A 13,485-nucleotide genomic window follows, 5' to 3' on the forward strand; every position below is an offset into this window, starting at 1 on the left:
ATGTCGGATACTGTTATTATTTCGCTGGCACCCGTTGCCGCGGATTGCCCCAGAGTTATACCCGAAGAACTGGCGCAGGAAATACTCGCCAGCGTAGAACATGGCGCGTCCATCGTCCATTTACACGTTCGCGATAAACAGGGACGCCTGACGCCAGATACTACCGACTTTCAGGCAACAATTGACCGCGTTATGCGCCATTCAAACCTGATTATTCAGGCTTCTACCGGCGGCGTCTCTTCGATGTCCATCGCCGAGCGCTGCGCGCCACTAGCCTGCCCCGGCGTGGAGATGGCCTCGCTGAACGTCGGTTCCGTTAACCTCGGTGATGCGGTGTATTTTAATCCCGGTCCGGACGTGGAATATTGTTCACGGCAAATAACTGAACGCAATATTATTCCAGAGTTTGAAGTTTTTGAAATCGGCATGATTAATAACATCCTGAACCTTGAAGATAAAATAAAATTTCAAAAACCTATGCTCTTTAATATTGTTCTCGGTCACCGTGGCAGTACGCCTGCAACCGTTGATGCATTAATTGCTCTGCGTAGCATGATCCCACGCGACGCCTTATGGGGAATTACTCATTTTGGCAGAAGGAATTTCGATATTATCGCTGCCGCGGTCGCTATGGGTGCCAGTGAAGTGCGAATCGGCTATGAAGATAGTTATTATTTAAGCGCCGAAGAAAAAGCGCAGCATAATTATCAGCAGGTAGCCAAACTCGCTACGCTCATTCGCAGTATGGATAAAAAAGTTGCTACGCCGGAAATTGCGCGGCGCATGTTATCTATTCCACCCCGGCAGCAATAACAACAGCAAGGACATTTCAACATGACTATGACCACTGTTATTCACAAAACCGGACTCGGCGTCAGCGTTGCGGGCGTGGTGCTGGCGATTATCGGCGCGCTCATCCAGTCCACGGCGCTGTGGCAGCCGGGGCTGGTGATGTTCACCGTCGGATTCGCCGCCGGTGCAGGCTACTGGCCTGGTTTACGCAGCTATCAGTTTACGCTGTGGATCATCGCTGGTTTTGTTGCCGCCATGACCTGGTCTACGGATCTGATCGTCTGGGGCGGTTTCAATATCACCCATAAATGGATCGTGTTCCTTGTGATTCAGGCCACCATGTTCAGCATGGGCACCAAGCTAACGATCCAGGATTTTATTGATGTCGCCAAAATGCCGTGGGCAGTTTTTATCGGTACCTTCTGCCATTTCGTGATCATGCCCCTGCTCGGCCTGAGCATTACCCTGATCTTTGATTTTCCGCCTGAAGTGGCGGTGGGTATTTTGTTGATTGGCGCTTGCCCCAGCGGTCTCTCGTCGACGGTGATGGTTTACATCGCCAACGCCAACCTCGCGCTGGCAGTGTCAATCGCCGCAGTCTCAACGCTGGCGGCAACGGTAATGACGCCACTGTGGGTTAATCTGCTGGCGGGTTCGATGATCGATATCCAGCTCACCGCGATGGTGATGGACGTGGTGAAAATCGTATTAATTCCCATCGGCGCAGCAATTCTGCATGACTATCTGAAAACCTATGCAGGCGTGCGCGGACGCCGTGTTGTCCAGATGCTGGCCGGGATCGGCGCAATTTGGCTGCTGTATATGATTGCCGGCGGCTGGGACGCGCTGTTTGGTCATGCCAGCGCCGAAGCGCAGATGTACGCGGTGGTCCTCAACTTCGTAGCAGGCGGCCTCGTTTGGGCATTGTTCTACAACTGGCTGTATGGCCGCGTGGCGGGCGTGAAGAAGGTCATGCCAACCATCTCAATGATGGGGATCATTTTCTTTACCACCACCGCCGCCGCCGCCGGGCGCGACAACCTGGTGCAGGTCGGTTTCCTGCTCTGCTTCGCCATGTTGATGCATAACCTCGGTGGCTTCCTGATTGGTTATCTGATGAGCCGCTGGATCTTCCGCATGGACGTGCAGTCTGCCCGTACCGTGGCCTTTGAAGTCGGCCTGCAAAACGGCGGTATGGCGTCAGGGCTTGCCGCCGCGATGGGCAAACTGGCAACGGTTGGACTCGCATCAGCGGTGATGACACCGCTGGGTAACGTTAGCGGCTCGCTGCTCGCTAACTACTGGCGCAAAAAAGACGCCAGACAGGCGCAGGTAGCAGCAGCCAAAGATCCCGTTCAACCTGCTTGCGAAAATCTGTCGAAAGGATAATCACGATGACAACTCTCACTCTGGGACACGCCCTGCGCGCCGTAACCTGTGCGCTCGAACTCGCCGAAACACGTTATGCAAATCGCCCGTTAAGCGTGGCCGTATGCGATGCCAATGGAGAACTGCTCAGCTTTGCGCGGATGGATAACGCCAAACTGTTAACCATCGAGTTAACCCAGCGCAAAGCGCGCACCAGCAGCCGCCTGGGCTGCACCACGCAGGCATTTTTACAGCGTCTGCAAAAAGAGCAGCTGGATATTAGCTATTTTGCCGATCCGCGTTTTACGGCGCTGCCGGGCGGGATCCCAATTCTGCACCAGGGGAAATGCCTTGGAGCCGTCGCGGTGGGCGGTTTATCCGCGCAGGAAGATCATGATGCGGCGCTGTCCGTCGCAGAAATATTACTTAAGGAGATTGCCCAATGAAAAAGGTCGCCATGCTGCATACCAGTGCAGCCACCCTTGCAATGATGCAACAGCTGATCGCCGACATTATGCCGGAAGTGGAAGTGATGCATCTGGTCGAGGAGTCGATGATTAAACAGGTGATGAAAGCCGGAGGCGTATCACCAAATATTGCCGCCCGCATCGCCGACTATGTGCATATTGCTGAAAAGGCGGAATGCGATATCTTTATTACCGCCTGCTCTTCAATTGGTACTGCGGTGGAGCAATGCCAGTTTATGACTCCACTCCAGCTCGCGCGCATTGACTGCGCGATGGTGGAAGAGGCGATTGGAAAAGGCGAGCGGATCGCCGTGTTGGCAACGGTGGCAACCACGCTGAAGCCAACGCTGGATTACGTCCAGCGTAAAGTTCAGCAAAGCGGTAAATCACGAACCATTACGCCTGTATTAATGGAGGATGCATTCCACGCGCTGCTGGCGGGAGATATGGATACCCATGACCGTATCGTCAGTGAAGGGTTACAGAGCGCCTTTACCCACGCGGATGTCGTGATGCTGGCGCAGGCTTCGATGGCGCGCGTTTTACAACAGCTCCCTTCCCCGCCGGTGCCGGTAATGACCTCACCGGAAAGCGGAATTCGCTGGTTGAAAACGCTGGCTGAACGCTAAATTCCCGGCAAAAAAAAGGCCATCATCAGATGGCCAACCATGTCGAAATGGGACCAGCCCTTGACTATGCAGAGAGTCAGGGCTGTTTTTTTATTTCTTACTTAATAACGGTTTTCAGCGCTTCGCCGATATCGGCCAGGCTACGAACAGTTTTCACGCCTGCAGCTTCCAGCGCAGCGAATTTCTCATCCGCTGTACCTTTACCACCTGCGATGATCGCACCCGCGTGACCCATACGCTTACCTTTCGGCGCAGTCACGCCCGCGATGTAACCCACAACCGGCTTGGTTACATGATCTTTGATGTAAGCAGCCGCTTCTTCTTCCGCGCTACCGCCGATCTCACCGATCATGACGATCGCTTCAGTCTGCGGATCTTCCTGGAACAGCTTCAGGATGTCGATGAAGTTAGAGCCTGGGATCGGGTCGCCACCGATGCCCACACAGGTAGACTGGCCGAAACCATAGTCGGTGGTCTGCTTAACCGCTTCATAGGTCAGGGTACCTGAACGGGAAACGATACCCACTTTACCCGGTTTGTGAATGTGGCCCGGCATGATACCGATTTTACATTCACCCGGAGTGATAACGCCTGGGCAGTTCGGGCCGATCATGCGTACGCCTGCTTCATCCAGCTTCACTTTCACGGTCAGCATATCCAGCGTTGGGATACCTTCGGTGATGGTGATGATAAGCTTGATGCCTGCATCGATTGCTTCCAGAATGGAATCTTTGCAGAACGGGGCCGGAACATAGATAACGGTGGCGGTTGCGCCGGTCGCTTCTACCGCTTCACGTACGGTGTTGAACACTGGCAGACCCAGATGCGTGGTGCCGCCTTTGCCCGGCGTAACGCCACCGACCATTTGCGTACCGTAAGCGATCGCTTGTTCGGAGTGGAATGTCCCCTGGCTACCGGTGAAGCCCTGGCAGATAACCTTGGTATCTTTATTAATTAAAACTGACATTATTTCCCCTCCACTGCGGCAACAACCTGCTGAGCTGCATCCGTCAGACTTTTCGCTGCAATAATATTCAGGCCGCTATCAGCCAGTTTTTTCGCGCCGAGTTCAGCGTTGTTACCTTCCAGACGTACCACGACCGGAACGTTTACACCTACTTCTGCTACCGCGCCGATGATACCGTCAGCGATCAGATCGCAACGTACGATACCGCCGAAGATGTTAACCAGTACGGCTTTAACATTGTCATCAGAGAGGATAATTTTGAACGCTTCGGTTACACGCTCTTTGGTCGCACCGCCGCCAACGTCGAGGAAGTTAGCCGGTTCGCCGCCGTGCAGCTTAACGATGTCCATGGTGCCCATTGCCAGGCCCGCACCGTTAACCATACAACCGATGTTACCGTCCAGTGCGACGTAGTTCAGTTCCCACTGTGCAGCCTGCGCTTCACGCGGATCTTCCTGAGACTGGTCGCGCATTTCGCGCAGGTCAGCCTGGCGGAACAGTGCGTTGCCGTCAGCGCCCAGTTTGCCGTCGAGGCAGATCAGGTCACCCTGCTTGGTCACCACCAGCGGGTTGATTTCGATCAGCGCCAGATCGCGCTCCAGGAAGATAGTCGCCAGACCCATGAAGATCTTGGTGAACTGCTGAACCTGTTTACCTTCCAGACCCAGTTTGAACGCCAGCTCACGGCCCTGGTAAGGCATCGGACCTGCCAGCGGATCGAGCGCCACTTTGTGGATCAGGTGCGGGGTTTCTTCCGCTACTTTTTCGATTTCCACGCCGCCTTCGGTAGAGGCCATGAAGACCACGCGACGGGAGCTACGGTCAACAACTGCGCCGAGGTAAAGTTCTTTACCAATGTCGGTCGCGGCTTCAACCAGAATCTGATTTACCGGTTGGCCATGAGCATCTGTCTGGTAAGTGACCAGACGTTTACCCAGCCAGTGTTCAGCAAAAGCGCGAATGTCTTCTTTGCTGTTTACCACCTTCACACCGCCCGCTTTACCACGGCCACCAGCGTGAACCTGACATTTCACTACCCACGGGCCAGCGCCGATTTTAGATGCAGCTTCTTCGGCTTCACGCGGAGTAGTACAGGCATAACCCACCGGTGCCGGTAAGCCATAGCGGGCAAAAAGTTGTTTTGCCTGATATTCATGTAAGTTCATGTGTTCTGTCCATCCTTCAGGTAATCGTTATCTTTTACCCGTAGGTCTGATAAGCGTCCAGACCTACGGGGCAGGTGATACTCTTATTAACTACACGTCCAGCAGCAGACGCGTTGGATCTTCCAGCAACTCTTTAATAGTTACCAGGAAGCCTACTGACTCACGACCATCGATCAGACGGTGGTCATAAGACAGCGCCAGATACATCATCGGCAGGATTTCAACCTTGCCGTCTACCGCCATCGGACGATCTTTGATGGCATGCATACCCAGGATGGCGCTCTGCGGTGGGTTGATGATCGGCGTGGACATCAGGGAACCGAACACACCACCGTTAGTGATAGTGAAGTTACCACCCGTCAGATCTTCAACCGTCAACTTGCCGTCGCGACCTTTAACTGCCAGTTCTTTAATATTCTTCTCAATGTCAGCCATACCCAGCAGATCCACATCACGCAGGACCGGCGTGACCAGGCCACGCGGCGTGGAGACCGCCATGCTGACATCAAAGTAGTTGTGGTAAACCACGTCATCGCCGTCGATGGACGCGTTCACTTCCGGATAGCGTTTCAGCGCTTCAACAACCGCTTTCACGTAGAAAGACATAAAGCCCAGACGGATACCGTGGCGTTTCTCGAACGCATCACCGTATTGCTTACGCAGGTCCATGATTGGCTTCATGTTGACTTCGTTGAACGTGGTCAGCATGGCGGTGGAATTTTTCGCTTCCAGCAGACGCTCGGCTACGCGTTTGCGCAGACGGGTCATCGGAACACGTTTTTCGCCACGCGCGCCCAGTTGAGCCTGCGGTGCAGGTGCTGCAGCCGGCGCTTTTGCTTCGGCTTTCGCAGCCGGAGCTTTCGCCAGATGTTTTTCAACATCTTCACGGGTGATACGACCGCCGACACCGGTGCCGTTGATAGCGCTGGCTTCGAGGTTATGCTCACCCAGCAGACGACGGATCGCCGGGCTCAGGGCATCGTTGTTCTGCTCAGCAAGAGACGCCTGCTGGCGCTGTGCCGGAGTAGAATCTTTCTCTTCAGACTTAGCACTGGTTTCTTTACCGGTGCTGTTGCCTTCACGCAGGCGACCGAGGATCTGGCGAGAAGTGACGGTTGTCCCTTCATCTTCCAGAACCGCATCAAGAATACCGTCCGCTGATGCCGGTACTTCCAGTACCACTTTGTCAGTTTCGATTTCTACCAGTACTTCATCACGACGTACTGCATCGCCCGGTTTTTTGTGCCAGGTTGCAACCGTTGCATCCGCTACGGATTCAGGCAGGTCGGGAACAAGAATATCTACGCTACTCATTATTTATCCTTTATTTAATCGACGTTCAGCGCGTCATTTACCAGATCTTGTTGCTGCTTCTGGTGAACGGACATATACCCTACTGCCGGAGAGGCAGAGGCCGGGCGACCTGCATAACGCAGAGCTGACCCAAATGGAATTACTTCACGGAAATGATGCTGGCTGCAGTACCATGCGCCCTGGTTGAGCGGCTCTTCCTGGCACCAGACAAAATCATGTACGTGAGCAAATGGTTTCAGCGCTTCCTGCACCGCTTTATGCGGGAACGGATAGAGCTGTTCGATGCGCACAATGGCGACATCTTTTTGGTCGTTCTTGCGGCGTTGCTCCAGCAGGTCGTAATAAACCTTACCAGAACACATCACGACACGCTTCACGCCTTTAGGATCAAGTTCATCTACTTCGCCAATGGCTGGCAGGAAAGTACCATTTGCCAGTTCGTCCAGCGTAGACACCGCCAGCGGATGACGCAGCAGCGACTTCGGTGACATCACCACCAGCGGACGACGCATACCGCGCAGCGCCTGACGACGCAGCATGTGGTAAACCTGCGCCGGGGTAGACGGGACGCAAACCTGCATGTTTTGCTCAGCGCAAAGTTGCAGATAACGTTCCAGACGCGCGGAGGAGTGCTCTGGACCCTGACCTTCATAGCCGTGCGGCAGCAGCATAACCAGACCGCACATACGGCCCCATTTCTGCTCGCCGGAAGAGATGAACTGGTCGATAACGACCTGTGCACCGTTAGCGAAGTCACCGAACTGTGCTTCCCAGATGGTTAGCGTGCGCGGTTCTGCTGTGGCATAACCGTACTCGAACGCCAGCACGGCTTCTTCAGACAGCACGGAGTCCCATACGCGGAAGGTGCCCTGTCCGTTATGCACATGCTGCAGCGGCGTGTAGGTTGAACCGTTCGCCTGGTTATGAATCACCGCGTGACGGTGGAAGAAGGTTCCGCGACCGGAGTCTTCACCCGACAGACGGACCGGAATGCCTTCGTCAACCAGCGTGGCGTAAGCCAGATTCTCTGCACCACCCCAGTCAAACAGCTTCTCGCCTGCGGCCATGGCCTGACGGTCGCCGTAAATCTTGGCAACACGCGACTGCATTTCAACCGCTTCAGGTACAGTGCTGATGCGTTTTGCCAGCTCCTGCAGACGCTTCATCTCAACTTTGTTCGGGTAGTTTTCATCCCACTCGTGGTTGAGGTACGGCGACCAGGTGAAGGAGTGCATGTTCATTGGACGCCACTCTTTCACTACGCATTCGCCAGCATCCAGCGCGTCACGGTACAGATTGACCATCTCGGTCGCATCTTCCAGCGTGGCGACCTTGTCCGCTTCCAGCTTATCAGCGTAGATTTTGCGCGGGGTCGGATGCTTTTTGATTTTCTGATACATCAGCGGCTGGGTTGCGCTCGGCTCGTCGGCTTCGTTGTGGCCGTGACGGCGGTAGCACACCAGATCGATGAAGACATCGCGTTTAAAGGTATTACGGAAATCCAGCGCCAGACGCGTCACGAAAGCGACCGCTTCCGGGTCATCCGCGTTCACGTGGAAAATCGGCGCCTGAACCATCTTACCGATGTCGGTACAGTACGGTGTAGAACGCGCATCCAGCGGGTTAGACGTAGTGAAGCCCACCTGGTTGTTGATAACGATGCGAACGGTACCGCCCACTTCGTAACCACGCGCTTTCGACATGTTCAGGGTTTCCTGAACCACGCCCTGCCCGGTAACTGCCGCATCACCGTGAATGGTGATTGGCAGGACTTTATTGCTGCTCGGTTCGTCCAGACGATCCAAACGTGCACGTACGGAACCGATAACCACCGGGCTAACGATTTCCAGGTGCGACGGGTTAAACGCCAGCGCCAGGTGTACCAGACCGCCTTCGGTTTCGATATCTGATGAGAAGCCCATGTGGTACTTCACGTCACCGGTGCCGAGGTGTTCTTTATGTTTGCCCGCAAATTCGTCGAACAGTTCCTGCGGGCGTTTGCCCAATACGTTAACCAGAACGTTCAGACGACCACGGTGCGCCATGCCCAGTACCACTTCACGGGTACCGCTGTTACCGGCGTGGCGGATCATCTCTTTGAGCATTGGGATTAACGCATCGCCGCCTTCAAGCGAGAAGCGTTTCGCGCCCGGGAACTTAGCGCCCAGGTAGCGTTCCAGACCTTCTGCTGCGGTCAGTTCACTGAGGAAGCGTTTTTTCTCTTCGCTACTGAATGCGGCACGGCCAGACTCGATACGCTGCTGAAGCCAACGTTTTTCTTCGGTGCTGGTGATGTGCATATACTCGGCGCCAATTGGGCCGCAGTAGGTTTGTTTCAGCGCAACAACCAGGTCACTCAGCTTCATCGTGTCTTTGCCGCCGGCAAAAGAACCTACGTTAAAGCTTTCCTGGAAATCCGCATCGGTCAGATCGTGGAAAGATGGGTCCAGATCGGCCACATTTTCTTGCTGCCACAGTCCCAGCGGATCAAGATTCGCATGCTGATGACCGCGGAAACGGTAGGCGTTAATGAGCTGCAGGACTTTAACCTGCTTCACATTGGCATCAGGGTCGGAAATAGAAGAAGAGTAACGTGGGGTAATCAACGCCTGTCGACGGAAATAATCACGTGTTTTTGAGTGAAGTTGATCCGGTTTGACTCCGGTACCAGGTAACTGCTGGAACGTCGAACGCCAGTTAGCATCTACCGAGTCAGGGTCGGTTAAGAAGTCTTCATAGAGCTGTTCTATCCAGCTCTGGTTAGAACCAGAGAGGTAAGAAGAGTCCAACCAGGCTTTCAAAGCGCTGTTCTGCATCGTGATCCCTTAAGCATTTGTATGCTTACTTCGCCGTGGATACTACCACGCACACCGATGTGCGTGCCGGGGTTCACTTGTTGCGGACTGTCGTGTCATCTGCGTCCGCTAAGGAACCTTTAAAAACTGTCTAATAATGTGGCAGTTTTTAGAGGTTTCCTGCACTTATATTGCCTGATGGCGCTTCGCTAATCAGGCCTACAAGGTACGTAACCCGTAGGCCGGATAAGACGCTACGTCGCATCCGGCAACCATTGCCTGATGGCGCTTCGCCTATCAGACCTACAAGGTACATAACCCGTAGGCCGGATAAGACGCTACGTCGCCATCCGGCAACCACTACAACAACTTACGCACTACGTTTGAGCAGCATCGACTTAATATGGCCGATGGCGCGCGTCGGGTTCAGTCCTTTCGGACATACGCTGACGCAGTTCATGATGCTATGGCAGCGGAATACGCTGAAAGCGTCACTTAAACCTTCCAGGCGGCTGTCGGTCTCGGTATCGCGGCTATCAATTAAGAAGCGATACGCTGCCAGCAGGCCTGCCGGGCCAATAAACTTGTCCGGGTTCCACCAGAATGATGGGCAGGACGTTGAGCAGCATGCACACAAAATACATTCATACAGCCCATCGAGCTTCTCACGCTGCTCTGGCATTTGTAAATGCTCACGAGCTGGCGGATTTTTCCCATTATTCAACAAGTAAGGCTTAATCTTCTCATACTGTGCGTAGAATTGCCCCATGTCTACCACCAAATCGCGCACAACCGGTAAACCCGGCAGCGGGCGAATGACAATTTTTTTGCCCGGCTGATTCAGCGCAGAAATAGGAGTGATACAGGCCAGTCCATTTTTGCCGTTCATGTTCAGACCGTCGGAGCCACAAACCCCTTCACGGCAGGAGCGACGAAACGACAGCGACGGATCTTTTTCTTTCAGCTGCATCAAGGCATCCAGCAGCATCATGTCGCGCCCTTCTTCCGCCTCCAGGGTGTAATCCTGCATGCGCGGAGCGTCGTCAACATCCGGGTTATAGCGATAAACTGAAAACTCGAGTTTCATTGTCCTGTCTCCGCATTAATAAGTACGAATCTTCGGCGGGAATGCCGGGCGCAGCTTCGGTTCCATATTGACTTGACGTCGCGTCATGGATTCCGACTCTGGCAGGTACAGGGAATGGCACAGCCAGTTTTCATCATCACGTTCCGGGAAGTCGAAGCGGCTATGCGCACCACGGCTTTCGGTACGGAAGTTTGCAGATACTGCAGTGGCGTACGCGGTCTCCATCAGGTTATCCAACTCCAGACACTCAACGCGCTGGGTGTTGAACTCGCTGGAGGTATCGTCCAGACGGGCATTTTTCAGGCGTTCGCGGATCGCTTTCAGCTCTTCCAGACCTTTCGCCATCGCATCGCCTTCGCGGAATACCGAGAAGTTATGCTGCATACATTCTTGCAGCGCTTTGCGAATCGCCACCGGGTCTTCACCGTTACGGTTACCGTTCCAGCGGTTCAGACGCGCCAGAGAAGCGTCGATTTCATCTTCGGTCGCATCCAGCAGGTCACCCTGCTCGGCGATTGATTCCTGCAGATGCAGACCAACCGCACGACCAAATACGACCAGGTCCAGCAGCGAGTTGCCGCCCAGACGGTTGGCGCCGTGAACCGATACGCAGGCGATTTCGCCGACGGCAAACAGCCCAGGGATCACCACATCTTCGCCCTGCTCATTCACGGTCAGCGCCTGACCGGTTACTTTGGTCGGAATACCGCCCATCATATAGTGGCAGGTTGGGATAACCGGAATCGGCTCTTTGACCGGGTCAACGTGAGCAAAGGTACGGGACAGTTCGAGAATACCCGGCAGACGGGATTCCAGCACTTCTTTACCCAGGTGGTCGAGTTTCAGTTTGGCGTGCGGACCCCACGGGCCGTCACAGCCGCGACCTTCGCGGATTTCGATCATGATGGAACGCGCCACCACGTCACGACCCGCCAGGTCTTTCGCATTCGGGGCATAACGCTCCATGAAGCGCTCGCCGTGTTTGTTCAGCAGGTAGCCACCTTCACCACGGCAGCCTTCTGTTACCAGAACGCCTGCACCGGCGATACCGGTTGGGTGGAACTGCCACATCTCCATATCCTGCACCGGCACGCCAGCGCGGATAGCCATACCAACACCGTCACCGGTATTGATGTGGGCATTAGTTGTGGACTGATAAATACGGCCAGCACCACCGGTCGCCAGCACGGTCGCACGGGCTTTGAAGTAAACCACTTCACCGGTTTCGATACACAGCGCGGTGCAACCGACAACTGCGCCATCGGCGTTTTTCACCAGGTCCAGCGCATACCACTCGGAGAAGATGGTGGTATGGTTTTTCAGGTTCTGCTGATACAGCGTGTGCAATAGTGCATGACCGGTACGGTCGGCCGCTGCCGCAGTACGTGCCGCCTGCTCGCCGCCGAAGTTCTTCGACTGGCCGCCAAACGGACGTTGATAAATTGTGCCATTGTCGAGGCGAGAGAACGGCAGCCCCATGTGGTCCAGCTCCAGAATCGCTTCCGGACCGGTTTTACACATATATTCAATAGCGTCCTGGTCACCAATGTAGTCCGACCCTTTAACGGTGTCGTACATGTGCCATTCCCAGTTATCTTCATGGGTATTACCGAGCGCAACGGTGATGCCACCCTGCGCGGATACGGTATGGGAACGGGTTGGGAACACTTTGGAGAGCAGCGCACAGGTCTGACCGCTCTGGGAAATTTGCAGCGCCGCGCGCATACCTGCGCCGCCGGCACCAATCACAACAGCATCAAATTCTCTGACTGGCAGTTTCATTACACACCCCACACCACAACAAATCCATAAATGACGTAAACCACCAGCGCAACAACGATAGCCAGTTGCAGAATCAGGCGCACAGCCAGAGGTTTAACGTAGTCGGTCAACACCTGCCACATGCCGATCCAGGCATGAATCAAGATGGAGAAAAGTGCCAGCAGGGTGAAGACTTTGGTGAATGCCGATGAGAAGAAACCGGTCCAGACTTCATACGTCAGCTCGCCGCTGGTGGCGAAGAAACCGACCATATAGATGATGTATAACGTCAGAACGATAGCGGTAGCACGGACCAGAATGAAGTCATGTACGCCGTTGCGTCCTAATGCGGAGGCGTTGCTTACCATACGAGGACTCCTGCGAGAAGTGAAAGCACGACAATGATAACGAAACAAATTTTGGCGGAGCGTGTCCCTGCTTCGAGGGTTTCTTCGATATAGCCAAAATCCATCAACAGATGGCGAATGCCCATTACGGCGTGATATGCCAGCGCAATCAGGATCCCCCACAGAATTAACTCCACAAAGAAGTTATTCATAATGGATGACGCGGTGAGGAAACCTTCAGGGGAGGAAAGGCTGGTACCCAATAACCACAACAGAATCCCGACCGCCACAAAGGTGATCACTCCGGATACGCGATGGAGAATGGACGCTATCGCCGTGATTGGGAACCGGATCGTTTGCAGATCCAGATTGACAGGTCTTTGTTTTTTCACATTTCTTATCATGAATAACGCCCACATGCTGTTCTTATTATTCCCTTTAGACTTCGGGTACAGAAGATGAAGACACCTGTAGCCTGAAAGACGACGGGATTTCCTTCCTCCGGTCTGCGTGCGGGTCAGACAGCGTCCTTACTATAACTACGCGTCATATAAAACACTGCTTCCAGATGCTAAAACGACACGTTACAACGCTGGTTGGCTCGGGATTGCAGGGTATTCCGGAGACCTGGCGGCAGTATAGGACGTTCACAAAATCATTACAATTAACCTACATATAGTTTGTCGGGTTTTATCCCGAACAGTGACATAGGTCACGATAACAACATTATTTTAATTTTTAATCATCTGATTTGACAATCATTAAACAAAGTTGTTACAAACGACACCAGAA

12 protein-coding genes are annotated in these 13,485 nt (G+C 54.0%); 4 read left to right on the forward strand and 8 right to left on the reverse strand.

Annotation, left to right across the window (positions count from 1 at the left end; genetic code table 11):
- The 4 genes from JQN59_RS15980 to JQN59_RS15995 are packed head-to-tail and all read left to right on the forward strand — an operon-like array spanning nt 1 to nt 3,256.
- Nucleotides 1-813 carry a 3-keto-5-aminohexanoate cleavage protein gene (locus JQN59_RS15980; protein ID WP_008784143.1) on the forward strand — a complete coding sequence of 271 codons (813 nt, stop codon included), beginning with the start codon at nt 1-3 and terminating at the stop codon, nt 811-813.
- 21 nt (nt 814-834) lie between these two features.
- Entirely contained in the window at nt 835-2,181 is a 1,347-nt protein-coding gene (locus tag JQN59_RS15985; protein WP_020996543.1) for a bile acid:sodium symporter family protein, read from the forward strand.
- Between the two features lie 5 nt (nt 2,182-2,186).
- Entirely contained in the window at nt 2,187-2,606 is a 420-nt protein-coding gene (locus JQN59_RS15990) for a GlcG/HbpS family heme-binding protein (RefSeq protein WP_048235851.1), read from the forward strand.
- Entirely contained in the window at nt 2,603-3,256 is a 654-nt protein-coding gene (locus tag JQN59_RS15995; RefSeq protein ID WP_149608211.1) for an aspartate/glutamate racemase family protein, read from the forward strand. Before JQN59_RS15990 ends, JQN59_RS15995 begins: the two co-directional genes overlap by 4 nt.
- Nucleotides 3,257-3,353: 97 nt before the next feature.
- On the opposite strand, the gene sucD is transcribed toward JQN59_RS15995, so the two are convergent.
- From sucD to sdhC, 8 genes are all read right to left on the reverse strand, one after another.
- A complete protein-coding gene (gene sucD / locus JQN59_RS16000) occupies nt 3,354-4,223 on the reverse strand; it encodes a succinate--CoA ligase subunit alpha (RefSeq protein WP_003022929.1) in 870 nt (289 codons plus the stop codon).
- Complete coding sequence (gene sucC / locus JQN59_RS16005; protein WP_003022927.1) at nt 4,223-5,389, reverse strand: ADP-forming succinate--CoA ligase subunit beta; 1,167 nt, start codon at nt 5,387-5,389, stop codon at nt 4,223-4,225. The genes sucD and sucC overlap by 1 nt, the downstream gene beginning before the upstream one ends.
- Before the next feature lie 90 nt (nt 5,390-5,479).
- Complete coding sequence (gene odhB / locus JQN59_RS16010; protein ID WP_003022925.1) at nt 5,480-6,703, reverse strand: 2-oxoglutarate dehydrogenase complex dihydrolipoyllysine-residue succinyltransferase; 1,224 nt, start codon at nt 6,701-6,703, stop codon at nt 5,480-5,482.
- 14 nt (nt 6,704-6,717) lie between these two features.
- Entirely contained in the window at nt 6,718-9,519 is a 2,802-nt protein-coding gene (gene sucA / locus JQN59_RS16015) for a 2-oxoglutarate dehydrogenase E1 component (protein WP_003831411.1), read from the reverse strand.
- A gap of 349 nt (nt 9,520-9,868) precedes the next feature.
- Nucleotides 9,869-10,585 carry a succinate dehydrogenase iron-sulfur subunit SdhB gene (gene sdhB / locus JQN59_RS16020; RefSeq protein ID WP_003022921.1) on the reverse strand — a complete coding sequence of 239 codons (717 nt, stop codon included), beginning with the start codon at nt 10,583-10,585 and terminating at the stop codon, nt 9,869-9,871.
- Nucleotides 10,586-10,600: 15 nt separating this feature from the next.
- On the reverse strand, nt 10,601-12,367 hold the full coding sequence (gene sdhA / locus JQN59_RS16025; RefSeq protein ID WP_003831409.1) for a succinate dehydrogenase flavoprotein subunit: 1,767 nt from the start codon (nt 12,365-12,367) through the stop codon (nt 10,601-10,603).
- Nucleotides 12,367-12,714, reverse strand: coding sequence for a succinate dehydrogenase membrane anchor subunit (sdhD, locus tag JQN59_RS16030; RefSeq protein WP_003831408.1), 348 nt, complete (start codon nt 12,712-12,714; stop codon nt 12,367-12,369). Before sdhD ends, sdhA begins: the two co-directional genes overlap by 1 nt.
- The gene (gene sdhC, locus JQN59_RS16035) at nt 12,708-13,112 is read right to left on the reverse strand and encodes a succinate dehydrogenase cytochrome b556 subunit (RefSeq protein WP_003831406.1); all 405 of its coding nucleotides are present in this window, start codon (nt 13,110-13,112) and stop codon (nt 12,708-12,710) included. The genes sdhD and sdhC overlap by 7 nt, the downstream gene beginning before the upstream one ends.
- Nucleotides 13,113-13,485: the final 373 nt, after the last annotated feature.

Origin of the sequence: Citrobacter sp. B72 (assembly GCF_016894305.1) — a bacterium.
Classification (GTDB): Bacteria; Pseudomonadota; Gammaproteobacteria; order Enterobacterales; family Enterobacteriaceae; genus Citrobacter; species Citrobacter portucalensis.